The sequence below is a fragment of the Achromobacter veterisilvae genome (assembly GCF_037619525.1).
Lineage (GTDB): Bacteria > Pseudomonadota > Gammaproteobacteria > Burkholderiales > Burkholderiaceae_B > Achromobacter > Achromobacter veterisilvae.
In genome coordinates this window covers 5427804-5443474 of the sequence record NZ_CP148753.1, presented here as the reverse complement: position 1 = coordinate 5443474, position 15671 = coordinate 5427804, and the positions used below count along the sequence as shown (strand labels likewise).

12 protein-coding genes are annotated in these 15671 nt (G+C 67.4%); 7 read left to right on the top strand and 5 right to left on the bottom strand.

Going from position 1 to position 15671, the window contains the following annotated elements; all coding sequences use genetic code 11:
• The first annotated feature begins 2 nt into the window (after positions 1-2).
• The 3 genes from galE to WHX56_RS25245 all read left to right on the top strand — a co-directional run bounded on the left by galE (position 3) and on the right by WHX56_RS25245 (position 3062).
• A complete protein-coding gene (galE, locus tag WHX56_RS25255; RefSeq protein WP_338879317.1) occupies positions 3-1052 on the top strand; it encodes a UDP-glucose 4-epimerase GalE in 1050 nt (349 codons plus the stop codon).
• 185 nt (positions 1053-1237) lie between these two features.
• Positions 1238-2185 (top strand): serine O-acetyltransferase EpsC, encoded by a 948-nt coding sequence (gene epsC, locus WHX56_RS25250; RefSeq protein ID WP_129239802.1) that lies wholly within the window; start codon positions 1238-1240, stop codon positions 2183-2185.
• Positions 2186-2243: 58 nt separating this feature from the next.
• The gene (locus WHX56_RS25245; RefSeq protein WP_129239803.1) at positions 2244-3062 is read left to right on the top strand and encodes an NAD-dependent protein deacetylase; all 819 of its coding nucleotides are present in this window, start codon (positions 2244-2246) and stop codon (positions 3060-3062) included.
• Between the two features lie 173 nt (positions 3063-3235).
• Here the strand turns inward: WHX56_RS25245 and WHX56_RS25240 are convergent, their stop codons facing one another.
• The 3 genes from WHX56_RS25240 to WHX56_RS25230 form a co-directional block, all read right to left on the bottom strand.
• Positions 3236-4090 carry an inositol monophosphatase family protein gene (locus WHX56_RS25240; protein WP_129239804.1) on the bottom strand — a complete coding sequence of 285 codons (855 nt, stop codon included), beginning with the start codon at positions 4088-4090 and terminating at the stop codon, positions 3236-3238.
• 257 nt (positions 4091-4347) lie between these two features.
• Positions 4348-5817 (bottom strand): NAD-dependent succinate-semialdehyde dehydrogenase, encoded by a 1470-nt coding sequence (locus WHX56_RS25235; RefSeq protein ID WP_338879316.1) that lies wholly within the window; start codon positions 5815-5817, stop codon positions 4348-4350.
• A gap of 147 nt (positions 5818-5964) precedes the next feature.
• The gene (locus WHX56_RS25230; protein ID WP_129239806.1) at positions 5965-7230 is read right to left on the bottom strand and encodes a 4-aminobutyrate--2-oxoglutarate transaminase; all 1266 of its coding nucleotides are present in this window, start codon (positions 7228-7230) and stop codon (positions 5965-5967) included.
• Positions 7231-7402: 172 nt separating this feature from the next.
• On the opposite strand from WHX56_RS25230, the gene WHX56_RS25225 reads away from it, so the two are divergent.
• Positions 7403-8944, top strand: coding sequence for a PLP-dependent aminotransferase family protein (locus WHX56_RS25225; protein ID WP_422393620.1), 1542 nt, complete (start codon positions 7403-7405; stop codon positions 8942-8944).
• Here the strand turns inward: WHX56_RS25225 and WHX56_RS25220 are convergent.
• Positions 8893-9789: a DUF72 domain-containing protein gene (locus WHX56_RS25220; protein WP_338879315.1), complete on the bottom strand. Its 897-nt coding sequence runs from the start codon at positions 9787-9789 to the stop codon at positions 8893-8895. The two genes, WHX56_RS25225 and WHX56_RS25220, sit on opposite strands and share 52 nt — an antisense overlap.
• A gap of 4 nt (positions 9790-9793) precedes the next feature.
• Complete coding sequence (locus WHX56_RS25215; RefSeq protein WP_338879314.1) at positions 9794-10480, bottom strand: TetR/AcrR family transcriptional regulator; 687 nt, start codon at positions 10478-10480, stop codon at positions 9794-9796.
• A 252-nt stretch (positions 10481-10732) separates the two neighbouring features.
• Between WHX56_RS25215 and WHX56_RS25210 the strand changes: the two genes are divergently transcribed.
• From WHX56_RS25210 to WHX56_RS25200, 3 genes are all read left to right on the top strand, one after another.
• Positions 10733-12853, top strand: coding sequence for a hydantoinase/oxoprolinase family protein (locus WHX56_RS25210; RefSeq protein ID WP_338879313.1), 2121 nt, complete (start codon positions 10733-10735; stop codon positions 12851-12853).
• Complete coding sequence (locus tag WHX56_RS25205) at positions 12850-14601, top strand: hydantoinase B/oxoprolinase family protein (protein ID WP_338879312.1); 1752 nt, start codon at positions 12850-12852, stop codon at positions 14599-14601. The genes WHX56_RS25210 and WHX56_RS25205 overlap by 4 nt, the downstream gene beginning before the upstream one ends.
• 61 nt (positions 14602-14662) lie before the next feature.
• Positions 14663-15667, top strand: coding sequence for an ABC transporter substrate-binding protein (locus WHX56_RS25200; RefSeq protein ID WP_338879311.1), 1005 nt, complete (start codon positions 14663-14665; stop codon positions 15665-15667).
• Positions 15668-15671 lie beyond the last annotated feature (4 nt).

The following is a 15671-nucleotide window of genomic DNA, read 5'->3' as shown; positions in this document are numbered from 1 at the left end:
CCATGCCGGACCTGCATGTATTGGTGACGGGCGGCGCCGGCTACATCGGCACGCACACGCTGGTGGCGATGCTGGCGGCCGGCCAGCGCCCGCTGGTGCTGGACGACTTCAGCAACGGCAGCCGCGAGGCCGTGCGCCGGGTGGAACGCCTGTGCGGCGCGGAGATCCCGCTGGTCGAAGGGGACATCCGCAGCCCGGGCCTGGTCGAGTCGGTGCTGGCCGCCTCGGCGGCCCGCGGCGCGCCGGTGGAGGCGGTGCTGCACCTGGCGGGCAGCAAGGCGGTGGGCGAGTCGGTCGCGGACCCGCTCAAGTACTACGACAACAATGTCGGGGGCTCGGTGGCCTTGCTTCGCGCGATGCGCGAGGCCGGCGTGGCGCGGCTGGTGTTCAGTTCGTCCGCCACGGTCTATGGCGAGCCGCAATACCTGCCTTTCACCGAGGCGCATCCGCTGGCGCCGACCAACCCCTACGGGCGCACCAAGCTGATGGTGGAAGAGATACTGCGCGACGTCTGCGCGGCCGACCCCGCCTTCAGCGCCGTGACGCTGCGCTACTTCAATCCCATCGGGGCGCACCGCAGCGGGCAGATCGGCGAAAGCCCGCGCGATACGCCCAACAACCTGTTCCCCTTCATCACGCAGGTGGCGGTGGGCCGCCAGCCTTTCCTGCGCGTCTTCGGCGACGACTACGACACGGCCGACGGCACCGGCGTGCGCGATTATCTGCACGTTATGGACCTGGCGCAGGGCCACGTGCGGGCGCTGGCGTATTCGGAGGGCCACCCCGGTTTCGTGGCGGTGAACCTGGGAACCGGGCAGGGCACCAGCGTGCTCGAACTGGTGCGGGCCTTCGAGCGCGTCAACGGCTGCCGGATCCCCTTGCAGCCGCAGCCCCGGCGTCCCGGCGACATCGAACGGATGTGGGCCGATCCGGCGCTGGCGGCCTCCCTGCTGGGATGGCGCAGCACGCACGGCGTGGACGCCATGTGCGCGGACGGCTGGCGCTGGCAGCAGGGCAACCCCCAGGGCTACGAGCCGGAGGCCGGGACATAAACCCCTACGCCGTGTCGGAAGGATTCCGCGAAACGGGCGCGAGCGGTTACAGTTGACGGGAATATTGCGAAGCAGCATTGCCCGGCGGCCAGGCCGCCGGGACGATACACCGTCAGCGAGGCATCTCCCATGTTCGATTTCAACCCGTATGCCGGCGCGGCCGGCGCCCGGCCGGAGCTCCGGCGATGAGCGGGCCCACCTACATTGCGCCGGCCCACTGGAACCTGGACAGCATCGTGTCCGGCCTGCGCGAAGCGCGGGTCGCGTGGCGCGGCCCGCGCGGCCGCCTGCGCGAGGACGCCGGCCTGCGCGAGTTCCCGTCCCTGGAAAGCCTGCGCCAGATCATCAAGGAACTCTGTGGCGCCTTGTTCCCGATGCGCCTGGGGCCGATCGACCTGCGCGAGGAGGTCGAGGATTTCTACGTCGGCCACACCATCGGCGCGGCGCTCGACGCGCTCCTGCACCAGGTCTGTCTGGAACTCCAGTACGTGGGCCGGCCCGAGCAGGCCGCGTCCTCGGGCACGCGGCAGCGGGCCATCGAGATCGTGCGCCAGTTCGGCGCCGAACTGCCGCGCGTGCGCGCCGCGCTGGACCTGGACGTGACCGCCGCCTACCAGGGCGATCCGGCCGCGCACAGCGTGGATGAAGTGCTGCTGTGCTACCCGGGCGTGGCGGCGATGATCCACCACCGCCTGGCCAACGTCCTGTACCGCCTGGGCGTGCCGGTGCTGGCGCGCATGGTGGCCGAGATCGCCCACGCCGACACGGGCATCGACATCCATCCCGGCGCCACTATCGGGCGCAGCTTCTTCATCGACCACGGCACGGGCGTCGTGATCGGCGAAACCGCCATCATCGGCGACCGAGTCCGCCTCTACCAGATGGTCACGCTGGGGGCCAAGCGCTTCCCGCCGGGCGAGAACGGCGAACTCAAGAAGGGCCTGGCGCGCCACCCCTTGATCGAAGACGACGTGGTGATCTACGCTGGCGCCACGATTCTCGGCCGCGTCACGATCGGCAAGGGCTCGACCATCGGCGGCAACGTCTGGCTCACGCGCAGCGTGCCGCCGGGCAGCAACGTCACCCAGGCCAGCCTGGTCAGCGACATGCCCGACTGCGGCCTGGGCGGCTGAACGCCGCTGCCCGCGGGCGCCGCCCCGCGCGCCCCGGGGCGGCCGCATTGGAGTCAGGATGGATACACGAGTCTCGGATCTGGCCGCGCTGCGCGGTTTCATCGACCGCCACCCGCGGCTGTTCGTGCTGACCGGGGCGGGCGTCAGCACCGATTCGGGCATTCCCGACTACCGCGACACCGAAGGCGAATGGAAGCGCAAGCCGCCCATGACGCTGCAAACCTTCATGGGCGGCGACCTGGCCCGCGCGCGCTATTGGGCGCGCAGCATGGTGGGCTGGCGCCGTTTCGGCCACGTGCAGCCCAACGCCTCGCACCGGGCGCTGGCCCGGCTGGAATCGCGCGGCCGCGTGGCGCTGCTGGTGACGCAGAACGTGGACGGCCTGCACGAGGCCGCCGGCAGCCGCGAGGTCGTGGACCTGCACGGCAGGCTGGACCAGGTGCGCTGCATGGCCTGCGACTGGCGCGGCGGGCGCCACGCGTGGCAGGAGGCGCTGCAGGACGGCAATCCGGACTGGACGCTGCTGGACGCCACGGACGCGCCCGACGGCGATGCGGACCTGGACGGCGAGGATTTCACCCGGTTCCGCGTGCCGCCCTGTCCGAACTGCGGCGGAATCGTCAAGCCGGATGTGGTCTTCTTCGGCGAGACGGTGCCGCGCGCACGGGTGGACCGCGCCAACGCGGGCCTCATGGGCGCCGACGCGGTGCTGGTGGCGGGGTCGTCCCTGATGGTGTATTCCGGCTACCGCTTCGTGACCGCCGCCGCGCGCAACGGCATGCCCATCGCGGCGATCAACCTGGGCCGCACCCGCGCCGACAGCATGCTGACCCTGAAAGTGGAATTGCCCTGCGCCGTGGCGCTGGATGCCCTGTAACGGACGGGCGGAAGGCCGCCGCCGCCGGCCGGTTTTTGACCGGTTTAAGCAAGTGCTTGCCCCGCAAGGATTTTTTTACGCTGTTACAGACCTTTCCATAGGGTTGTCCACAGGAACTGGGGATAACTCCTAGGGATAACCCCGATTTTTGGACCTTTCCCGGGGCGGATCTGTCAAGCCTCCGCGGCCTCTGCCGCGTCCCCCATTAGCGCCTTGCGCGCCGCATGCCAACTGCCGGCGTCCGGCGCGTACAGCAGCCCGCCGGTCCGATGGGTGGGTTTATAGGGAGATCCGTCGAAGTGCGCCGAGTAGCCGCCGGCCTCCCGGTGCAGCAGCCAGCCCGCCGCGTGGTCCCAGGCGGTCAACTGGTTGTACAGCGCGACGTGGCAGTGCCCGGCGGCCAGCATGCGGTATTCATGCGCGGCGCAGCGCAGCGAGGCCGTGCTGGCCAGGCGCGAGAGGTTGCCGTTGACGGCCGTGCGCAGCGGCTCGGGCAGGGCGCCGGTGGCGATCAGGCCGTCCATGTCCTCGGGAGGCGCGGGGCTGGCCACCGCCAGTGGGACCTGCCGGCCGTTCTCGTACTCCATCCACGCGCCTTCGCCGCGAACGGCCAGCGCGCTGTCGCGGTTGAGGGGATCGTAGATCACGCCGGCGATCACGTCGCCGCGATGACAGGCGGCGACCATCATGCCGAAGAGCGGCAGGCCCGCCACATAATTGCGGGTGCCGTCGATGGGGTCGATCAGGAAGGCCAGGTCGGCGTCGACCAGCATGTTCAGCAAGGCGGGATTGCGGGCCGAGGCTTCTTCGCCGATCAGCACGGCGCCCGGATGCAGCTTGGACAGGCGCGCCGCGATGAGGCGCTCGGCGGCTTCGTCCGCGTCGGTCACGAGGTCGCGCGGAGAACTCTTGCCGCGCACCGCGCCTTCCGGCAGGTTGCGAAAACGCGGCATGACCTCCGTCTGCGCCGTTTCGGCCAGAACGGCCGCAAGCCGGCGGGTGTCCTCGCGGGTAAAGGTTCTGCTCATACGGGCTGGGCCTGCTCATCTGGGGAACGGGCAAATCTACCATGCCTGGCGGGATGGGCTGGTGTCAGACACCCGGGAAGGTTCGCGTCAGCCCGTAAGGGCGTCTCGTACGGGTGTCAGACACCGGGACGGCCAGGCGTCAGACACTGAACGAGATCAGGCGTCAGACACTGAACGAGGTCAGGTGTCAGACACCCGTACGAGACAGCCTCACGAACCAAGGCAGCCCACCCGGGTGTCTGACACCCCCCCGGAACTCAACCCCCCAAATCAACGCAGAGGTACTTGATCTCCAGGTATTCCTCGATCCCGTACTTCGAGCCTTCGCGGCCCAGGCCGGATTGCTTGACGCCGCCGAACGGGCCGACTTCGTTGGAGATGATGCCGGTGTTGATGCCGACGATGCCGTACTCCAGCGCTTCGGACACGCGCCAGATGCGGGCGTAGTCGCGGGTGAAGAAGTAGGCGGCCAGGCCGAAGATGGTGTCGTTGGCCATGCCGATGACTTCCTCTTCCGACTCGAAGCGGAACAGCGGGGCCACCGGGCCGAAGGTTTCCTCGGTCGCGAAGCGCATCGACTGGGTCACGTCGCGCACCACGGTCGGTTCGAAGAACGTGCCGCCCAGCGCATGCGGCTTGCCGCCGGCGATGACCTTCGCGCCGTGCGCGGTGGCGTCGGCGATGTGTTCCTGCACTTTTTCCACGGCGCTGCTGTCGATCAGCGGGCCTTGCGTGACGCCGTCGGCGAAGCCGTCGCCCACCTTCATGGCCTCGACCTTGGCCACCAGGCGCTTGGCGATCTCTTCGTAGACGCCGGCCTGCACGTAGATGCGGTTGGCGCACACGCAGGTCTGGCCGGCGTTGCGGTACTTCGAGGCCAGGATGCCGTCCACGGCGCGGTCCAGGTCGGCGTCGTCGAACACGATGAAGGGCGCGTTGCCGCCCAGTTCGAGCGACAGCTTCTTGATGGTGGGCGCGCATTGCTCCATCAGCGTGCGGCCGACTTCGGTCGAGCCCGTGAAGCTCAGCTTGCGGACCACGTCGCTTTCGCACAGCGCCGCGCCGATTTCACGCGAGCTGCCGGTGATGACGTGGAAAACGCCCGCGGGCACGCCCGCTTCCTCGGCCAGCACGGCCAGCGCCAGCGCGGTCAGCGGCGTCTGCTGGGCCGGCTTGACGACCATGGTGCAGCCGGCGGCCAGCGCGGGGCCAACCTTGCGCGTGATCATCGCGGCGGGGAAGTTCCAGGGCGTGATGGCGGCGGTGACGCCGATGGGCTGCTTGAGCGCCATCAGGCGCTGGCCGGCCTTGGGGCTTTGCAGAATGTCGCCGTCGATGCGCTTGGCTTCTTCGGCGAACCACTCCAGGAACGAGGCGGCGTAGGCGATTTCGCCGGCGGCTTCGGTCACGGGCTTGCCCTGTTCGGACGTCATGATGGCGGCCAGGTCCTTCTGGTGCTGCACCATGAGCTGGGCCCACTTCAGCAGGATCGCGGCGCGTTCCTTGCCGGTCTTGGTGCTCCAGGCGGGCAGGGCCGCCTCGGCGCTGGCGATGGCCTGTTCGGCTTCCTTGCGGCCCAGCTTGGGCACCGACACGATGGTCTTGCCGGTGGAGGGGTTGTCCACGGGGATGGCGGGGCCGTCGCCGGCGCCCACCCACTTGCCGTCGATGTAGCAGGCGTCGCGCAGCAGATCGGGGCGCGCCAGGGGTTGGGTCAGTGCAGTCATTGTTGGAGTCTCCTTGAATGGAATGCGGCCGGCCGGGAAACGCTTGCGGGCGCCGCGGGTTTTCCGGCTCGATGGCCGAGCCGGAAACCGCTACGCCCGCAATGCTTGTGCCTGCCCGCCGGAAATCGGATGCTCAGGCCCCGGTCGTCAGGCCGCCAGCGCCTCGGACAGGATGGCCAGCGCGCGATCGAACTGGGCCTCGGGAATGGTCAAGGGGTACAGGAACCGCAGGACGTTGCCGTACACCCCGCAGCTTAGCAAAATCAGGCCCTTTTCGATGGCGCGGGCTTGCACGCGCTTGACCGCTTCCGCGTCCGGCTTGCCGGTGGCGGGATCGTTCAGCTCCAGGGCGACCATGGAACCCAGGCCGCGCACGTCGGCGATGCCGGGAACCTTGGCGCGCAGGCCTTCCAGGTGCGCGCGCAGCTTGTCGCCCAGTTGGTCGGCGCGTTCGCACAGCTTTTCCTCGGCGATCACGTCCAGCACGGCGTGCGCGGCGGCGACCGCCAGCGGGTTGCCGGCGTAGGTGCCGCCCAGCCCGCCCGCGGCCGGGGCGTCCATGACGTCGGCGCGGCCGACCACGCCCGAGATCGGGAAGCCGCCGCCCAGGCTCTTGGCCATCGTGATCAGGTCGGCCTGGACCGCGTGGTGTTCCATGGCGAACAGCTTGCCGGTGCGGCCGAAGCCGGTCTGGACTTCATCGGCGATCAGCAGGATGCCGTGCTCGTCGCAGACCTTGCGCAGCGCCGTCATCAGTTCGGGCGGGGTGATGTTGAAGCCGCCTTCGCCCTGCACCGGCTCGATGATGATGGCCGCGACGCGCTTGGGGTCGATGTCGCACTTGAACAGCAGGTCCAGCGCCTTGAGCGAATCGGCCACGGTGATGGACTGGGTGGCGTTGGGGAACGGCACGTGATAGATGTCGCCGGGCATCGGGCCGAACGACAGCTTGTAGGGGGCGACCTTGCCGGTCAGCGCCATGCCCAGCATGGTGCGGCCGTGGAAGGAGCCGGAGAAGGCGATGACGCCCGAGCGGCCGGTGGCCGAACGCGCGATCTTCACGGCGTTTTCCACGGCTTCCACGCCGGTGGTGAAGAAGGCGCTCTTCTTCAGGCCGTCGATGGGCGCCAGGCGGTTGATGCGCTCGGCCAGCGAGACATAGCCTTCGTACGGCACGATCTGGTAGGCCGTGTGCGTGAAATTGTCCAGTTGCGCGGAGACCGCGGCCTTGACCTTGGGGTGCAGGTGGCCGGTGTTCAGGACGGCGATGCCGCCCGCGAAATCGATGTATTCCTTGCCGTTGGCGTCCCACAGCGTGGCGTTTTCGGCGCGCACCGCGTAGAAATCGCACATGACGCCGACGCCACGCGGCGTGGCCAGGGAACGGCGGGTATTCAGGTCCTGATTCTTCATCTCAGCCTCGCAGAGCATGATGGGCGGTAAAAAAACCCCACGCCGCGCCTTCGGCTTGCCGCCTCCCGAGGGGGCGTTTTTTACCTGGGGGCGGCCCGGCGGTAATAAACCCTATTTAATGCTACGATGGCCCCATTTGTGGGAACCACTTTGATAAATTAGGTAGAACCAATTGCGTTCCATCGTCGGTGACTTGCTGCTGCTGCGCCTGGCCGATGGGTCCGGCGAGCCCATGAACAAGCGCTTGTACCAGGGCATCCGGGAAGCGATCCTGGACGGGGCCATCGCCGCGGACTCGCGGCTGCCCGCCACGCGCGACCTGGCGGCCGAGCTCGGCATCGCCCGCAATACGGTGGTCCACGTCTACAGCCAGCTCCTCGCGGAAGGCTATACCCGCAGCCGCCAGGGCAATGGCACCTTCGTCAACGCGTCCGTCCCGGATTCCTACCTGGCCAGCGGCCGGCGCCGGCGCCAGCCGCCGCCGGCCCAGCCGCGCCCGGCGCTGTCCCCGCGCGGCGCGGCCATCGTCGATGGCGCGTCGGCCTCGCCCTACCAATGGGGCGCCTTCATGCCCGGCGTGCCCGACCTGACCGAATTCCCGCACAAGAAGTTCGGCCGCATTTTCAGCGCCCTGTGGCGCAATCCCTCGCCCGACCTGCTGACCTACGCCTATGGCGGCGGCCTGCCGGCGCTGCGCGAGGCGCTGGCGCAGCACCTGGCGCTGACCCGTTCCATCGATTGCGACCCCGAACAGATCATCATCACCGAGGGCTCGCACCAGGCCATCGACCTGACCGCCCGCATCCTGGGCGAGGCCGGCGAGACGGCCTGGGTCGAGGATCCGGGCTACTGGGGCGCCCGCACCATCCTGCAGGCCAACGGCCTGCGCACGGTGCACCTGCCCGTGGACGAAGAGGGCATGCGGCTGCCCGAGGCCGTCGCCACGCCGCCGCGCTTCATTTTCGTCACCCCGTCGCACCAGTATCCGCTGGGCCCGGTCATGTCGCTGGCGCGCCGCCGCCAGTTGCTGGCGGTCGCGCGCCAAAGCGGCAGTTGGATCATCGAGGACGACTACGACAGCGAATTCCGCTTTTCCGGCCGCCCCATCGCCTCGCTATTGGGGCTGGAGCCGGACGCGCCCGTCATCTACATGGGCACGTTCAGCAAGACGCTGTATCCGGGCTTGCGGGTCGGCTACCTGGTGCTGCCCAAGGCCCTGACGGCCGCGTTCCAGGCCGCGCACGCGGAGCTTTACCGCGAAGGCCACCTGATGACGCACGCCGCGCTGGCCACCTTCATCTCGGAAGGCCATTACGCCGCCCACATCCGCCGCATGCGCATGCTGTACGGGCGCCGCCGCGCCATGCTCGTCAACCTGATCGAGCGGCGGCTGGGCCCCGACTGGCTGCATCGCGACGCCAGCATGGCGGGCCTGCACCTGGTGCTGACCCTGCCGCGGGACATGGACGACCTGCGCGTCGTGGACGTGGCGCGCGGCAAGGGCGTGCTGACGCGCGCGCTGTCGCGCTACTACGTCAATGAAGAAGGGCGCCGGCCCGGCCTGCTGCTGGGCTACGCCTGCGTTCCCGAGAACGAGATCGCGCGCAAGTTCGAAGTGCTGCTGGAAAGCCTGGCCGAGGTGGCGCGCGCGCCCGCCGCGGATCAAAAGCGCGGCAGCGCCGAGGCGAAGGCGGCGGCGTTGCGCATGCCCTGATCCTCGAAGTTGGTGTTGAACACCGCATGCGCCTGGGCGCTTTGCGCGGCCAGGCGGGAAAAACGTTCGGCCAGTTCCGCCAGTTCCTGTTCCGAATATTCGTACTGGAAACGTCCCGAGGACGCCGCGCCGGCGGCGTTCCACGCGGCCGCGTTGCGGCCGTGCAGGCGGAGCAGGGTCAGTTCCGGATGCGTGTTTTCCCAGACGGCGGGCACCGTGTTGTCGAAGCCCTGCGGCGCGTCGACGACCGTGTGCACCACGCCCAGGTCGCGCTCGAACGCCAGCGTGTCGGCCGTGGCCGCGGGGGTCTCGAACCAACTGCGATGCCGGAACTCCACCGAGATCAAATGTTCTTCCATGCGCCGCGCGCAATCGGCCACGCGCGCCCGCCCGCGCGCATCGCGCCGGATCCAGGACGGAAACTGGAAATGCACCGCGCCGAGTTTGCCGGGCATGCGCAAGGGCTCCAGCGCCAGTTGATACCGGCGCCACAGTTCGCCGCGCAGGTCCTCGGGCATCTGGTCGTGATAGAGGGCGGGCTCGGGGCTATCGCCCAGTTCGCGCCGGATATCCGCCGGCAGCGCGGCAAGCGGCGTCCGGTGCCCGGTGAACAGCCGGAAGGCCTTGATGTTGAAGACGAATCCGTCCGGCGTGCGCTGGTCCCACAGATAGGCGTTTTCCGCGGTGGGCAGGGCGTAGAAGCTGGAATCCACTTCGGCCATCCCGTAGCGCGATGCGTAAAAGCGCAAGCGTTCTTCGGCGCTGCGGGCCTCGGGCGGATAGAAGCGTCCGCAGGCCAGCAGGGTGGGATCGGTCCAGGAGGCGGTGCCGGTCAGGAGGTGCATGGATTCACACGGTGGCGCGTGGCGCGCTAGGCTTGGCGTCGCCCAGATCGCACAGATAACTGATGACCATGTCCGGGATGTGCTTCATGCGGCTGGCCAGGCGCTCTTTCGTGCCCAGGTCCACGTCCAGCACATAAGACAGCGTATAGCGGTTGGACACGAAATAGGAACCCAGGCCGGAGATCGACACGTACAGGTCGATCCAGTCGGCGTCCTGGCGGAACACGCCCTGAGCCTTGCCCTTTTCCAGAATGTTGTGCAAGGCGCGGCGCAAGGGGTTGAAGATCACCGGGATCACGCGCGATTTCTTGATGTGCACAGCCTTGTGCAGGTTTTCGGTGGCCAGCAGTTGAATGAATTCGGGCTGCTCCACGAAGTGCTGGATCGTTTTTTCCACCAGCGTGCGCATGTCGGCCACGGGGTCGTCGCCGGACAATGCCAATTCGTTCTGCCGTTCGCGCATTGCTCCATACGCGCGTTCCATGACCTGGATGAACAGGTCTTCCTTGCCCGAAAAATAGTGATAGATCAGGTTCTTGCTGACCTTGCAGCGGGCCACGATGGAGTCGATGCGCGCGCCATCGTAGCCGCGCGCCGCGAACTCCTTGAACGCCATGTTCAGGATGCGTTCCTTGGTGGCTTGCGCGTTGCGCGTCTGGACCTTTGTCTCGGGCGTATTTTTGGCTGGCATGGCGGATGCGCTGGACCTTTATTGGGATTAGCGTGCAATAGAAATTCTACTCTCAGCGATAGCGTACCCCGAACTGAAAACTAGGGGAAAACCATCTGTACAGGCATATTGACACCAGGATCGTCTGCTCTCTACGATGCATTTATTGTGCTAACCAGTTAGTTAGTTAGATCAGTGTGTAGATCCGATAAACCGCGGATTCCAGGCCTGCCGACAGCACGGCGCAAGGCCGCCGCGATCAGGGGAGTAACGATGGATACAGCAGTGGCAGGCAAGGCCGGAGTACGCGTGGGATGCGATATCGGGGGCACGTTTACCGATATCGTCCTGTCCATGCCGGACGGCCGCATCTTCGTGAACAAGACGTCCACTACGTCGGAAAACCTGGGGCAGGCCATTGTCCAGGGGCTGGGCGCGCTGATAGCCCAGGCCGGCATCCGTCCCGGCGACATCGCGGAAATCGTGCACGGCACCACCACGGCATCCAACACGATCTTGCAGAAGGTCGGCGCCAAAACAGCGGTTCTGACGACGGAGGGCTTTCGCGATGTGCTGGAAATCGGCCGCATCCGCACGCCGACCATGTTCGACCTGGCCTGGCAGAAGCCCGACCCGCTGGTGCCCCGGCGCTACCGGCGGGGCATCCGTGAACGCATCGGCGCCTCCGGCCAGGTCGTGACGCCGCTGGAACTGGACGAAGTCCGCGCCGTGCTGCGGGAGCTGGCCGGCGAGGGCATCGAGTCCATCGCCATCTGTTTCCTGAACAGCTATATCAATCCCGCGCATGAAATCGCCGTGCGCGAACTGATCGAAACCGAGTTTCCCGACATTCTTGTCACCGCCTCGTGCGACGTGCTGCCCGAAATCAAGGAATACGAGCGTACCAGCACCACGGTGGTCAACGCCTATATCCTGCCCGCCATGCGCACCTACCTGGCGCGCTTGAAGGCCGATCTGGCCGACATGGGTGTGACCGCCTCGCTGCAGGTCATGGCGTCCAACGGCGGCATGATGGGGGTGGCGTCGGCGACCCAGAGGCCGGTATTCGCCGTGGCGTCCGGCCCGGCGGGCGGCGTGGCGGGTGCCGCCGTGCTCGGTGCGCTGGGCGGCGAGCACGAACTCATCGTCTTCGACATGGGCGGCACGACGGCCAAGGCGTCCATCGTGACCGACGGCGTGCCGGCGCTGACGACCGAATACGAGTTTCGCGACGGCATCAGCGCCTCCAGCCGCTTCGTCAAGGGCGGAGGCTACGTGCTGAAGGTGCCCGCCATCGATATCGCCGAGGTCGGCGCGGGCGGGGGCTCCATCGCCAGCATCGACACGGGCGGACTGCTCTGCGTCGGCCCGGAATCGGCAGGCGCCTGGCCCGGCCCGGCTTGCTACGGCAATGGCAACCCGCGACCCACCGTGACCGACGCCAATATGGTGCTGGGCTATCTGAATCCGGAAGCGTTGGCGGGCGGCAGCCTGAAGGTGGATCCGCGCCTGTCGCGCGAGGCCGTGCAGGAGCACATTGCCGCGCCGCTGCAACTGGACCTGACCCAGGCGGCGCACGGCATCCGCCGAGTCGCCAACGTGAATATGGCCCGCGCCATGCGCGCGGTGACCATCGAACGTGGCCGCGATCCGCGCGACATGACCATGATCGCCTTCGGTGGCGGGGGGCCCCTGCATGCCGTCGACGTCGCGCGCCTGCTGGGCGTGAAGCGGGTGATCGCGCCCGTCATGGCGGGCGTGTTCTGCTCGGCCGGCATGCTGTCGGCCGACGCCGAGCATTGCTTTGTGAAGGCGGTGCTGCGCCCCTTGGCCGATTGCGACGGCGCGTCGGTCCAGGCCGCCATCGATGCACTGTGTCGCCAGGGGCGCGAGGTGCTGGGTTCGGAAGGGTATGGCAGCCATGCCGTGGACATCCAGGTCAGCGCCGACCTGCGCTATCTGGGCCAAAGCTCGGAACTGACGGTGCCGCTGGCTGGCGCCTTCGCCGATGCCGCCGTCCAGGCCGCGCTGGCGCGCGACTTCAACGTTATGTACGAACGCACGTTCGGCTACAGCAGCGAAGAGCCGCTGGAACTGGTCAACGTCCGCATTTTCGCCTATGGCCGCAGCGCGCAGCGTCTGGACTTTGCCAAGAGCGGCGTGGACGGCAGCGCTCTCGCGGGTGTCAGCGGCGAACGCTATGTCAGCTTCGACCCGGATACCGAACCCTGCCTGACCCGCCTGATGCCGCGTTCGGAAATGACGGCCAAGCCCCTGTCCGGGCCGCTGATCATCGAATCCTACGACACCACCATCGTCGTGCCGCCCGACGCGCGCGCGTGCGCGGACGCCATCGGCAACATCATTATCGAACTTGTCTCGGAGGCCTCATGAACGCAGTCGACCAGCCGCTTGCCGCGGCGCCCATCATCGATCCCGTCACGTTTGCCGTCATCAAGAACGCGATGGACGCCATCGTGGACGAGGTTGCCTACACCGTGCTGCGCACCGCCCGGTCGGAGATCGTCAAGGACGTAATGGATTATTCGGCGGCCATCTGCGACCGCGAAGGCCGCATGATCGCGCAGGCCAAGACCATCGCGCTGCACCTTGGCGCCATTCCCGAAGCCATGGAAGCCGTGAAGCGGCGCTATGGCTCCGACTTGCGCCCGGGCGATGCCGTGATCCTGAACGATCCCTATGAGGGGGGCATGCACCTGCCGGATATCTTCATGTTCGTGCCGTTCTTCTATCGGGACGAGATCGAAGGCTATTGCGTGGTGATCTGCCATCATACCGACGTGGGCGGCCGCGTGCCGGGCTCCAACGCCAGCGATTCCACCGAGATCTACCAGGAAGGCATCCGCATTCCCGTGGTCAAACTGTACGAAGCGGGGCAGGTGAACGATGTGATGGAACGCCTGATCGCCCGCAATGTCCGCGTGCCGGATCGCGTCCTGGGCGACCTGCGCGCGCAGTACGCGGCGGCCAAGGTGGGTGTGCGCGAACTGACCGCGCTGTTCGACCGCTACGGCCGCGAAGGCAGCCGCGCTTACTTCGCCGAACTGCTGGATTACGCCGAGCGCCTGACGCGCGAGGAGATTCGAAGCTGGCCCAAGGGCACGTACCACTTTCTGGACCACATCGACGATGACGGCCTGTCGCCCGAACCGATACCCATCCAGGTGGCGTTGACGGTGCACGAGGACCACGTCAGCGTGGACTACACCGGCACGTCCGAGCAGGTGCGCGCGGCCATCAATTCCACCTTGTCGTACACCAAGTCCTGCACCTATCTCAGCGTGCGCTGCGCGCTCAAGGGGGACGTGCCCAATAACGCGGGCGTGTTCCGCTGCGTGGAGATACACGCGCCCGCCGGCTCGGTGTTGAACCCGCGGGAACCGGCCGCCGTCGCCGCGCGCGCGCTGACGGGCTACCGCGTGTTCGACGCCATGCTGGGAGCCTTGGCGCAAGTGGTGCCCGACCGCATCCCGGCGGCGGGCGAGGGCGGCAATACCGTCGTCTGCCTGTCCGGCAAGAACGACGATCACAAACCGTACATCATTGTGGACATGATTTGCGGCGCCTGGGGCGCCAGGCCCGACAGCGATGGCATCGAGGCCATTACCAACGCCTCGCAGAACCTGTCAAACACACCGGTCGAGGTGCTGGAAGCGCAGCATCCCGTGCGAGTCGAAGCCTACGAGCTGGAGCCGGATTCCTGCGGCGCGGGGCGCTTTCGCGGCGGACTGGGCATCCGGCGCAGCTACCGCGTGCTGGCCGACAACGTGTTGTTGCAGCTACGCGCCGACCGCATGAAGTTCCGTCCCTATGGACTGGCGGGGGGCACAGCGGCCCGCGCCGCCGTCAACCGGCTGGACCGGGTGGGCGAGCCGCCCAGCCTGCTGCCCAGCAAGGTCAGCATGACGATCGGGCGCGGCGATATGGTCACGCATATCCAGCCTGGGGGCGGCGGTTTTGGCGACGCCGCGTTGCGCGATCCGGCGGCTATCGTTCGCGACGTCTGGAACGGCAAGCTCTCGGCCGGCTACGTGCGGGAGCACTACGGCATGGCCGTGGAGGTAGAGTCGGACATTATCGAACGGGTAGCCAGCGGCGCTTTGGCCGCAGTCAGCCGATAGCTCGGCCGTGGCACCGGCGGCTCGGGCCGCCGGCGATCCCACCAACAATCAAGGGGAAATCATGAGTTGGATCAACGATCAAGCGCGGCGCCTGCACCGTCGCGGCATGATGGCGGCGATGGCCTGCCTGCTGGCCGCCGGCCCGGCCGCCGGCGCCGAGAATTTCAAAGTGCGCATGGACTTTTCGCCCTGGGGCATGCACGCGGCGATGCATCTGGCGGTACAGAAGGGATGGTTCGAAAAAGAAGGGCTGAACGTCGAGGTCGAGGACGGCACCGGCACCATCAACACGTTGCAGTTGCTGGCGGCGGGGCGCGTGGATGTGGGCCAGGTGTCGGTCGGCACCATGGCCGTGGCCATGGAGAACGGTTTGGACCTGAAATCCATTGCGGGCTTCGCCCGTACCGGTGACCTGGCCGTCATGACCGACGCGGGCCAGAAGGTGGCCTCGCCCCAGGACCTGCGCGGCAAGAAGATCGTCTGTTTCGCCACCAGCCCATGGGTGCCTTTCATCGATCCGTTCCTGAAGGCCAACGGCATGTCGCGCGGCGACGTGAACCTGGTCATGGTGTCGCCCAGCGCCATGATCTCCACCTACGCCTCGGGCAACAGCGACGCCTTCATGTCGCAGGCGCCGTTCGGCGTGCCGATGGTTGGCCGCGCGCGCCCGGCCACGTCGTTGCTGCTGGAAGACAGCGGCATCAGTTTCCCCAGTTATGGGTTGGCGGCCACGCCAGACACCATTGAAAAACGCGGACCCGCCCTGGCAAAGTTCGTGGCGGTGCAGGTGCGCGCCTGGCAGTACCTATACGACGGACACCTGGAAGAAGGCGTGCAGGCCATCCTGGCGCGGCGCCCGAACGCCAACCTGGATGCCGAGGTGCTGCGCGGCCAGCTTGAGGCCTATCGGCCGTTCTTCAACAGCCCCACCGTCAAGGACGCGCCGATCGGGCGGCAGTACGACAGCGATTGGGCCGCCGCCATCCATAGCATGGAGCAGGCCGGCATGATCAAGCCCGGGCGCAAACCGTCCGACTACTACACCAACGCGCTGTTGCCGGACTGAACCT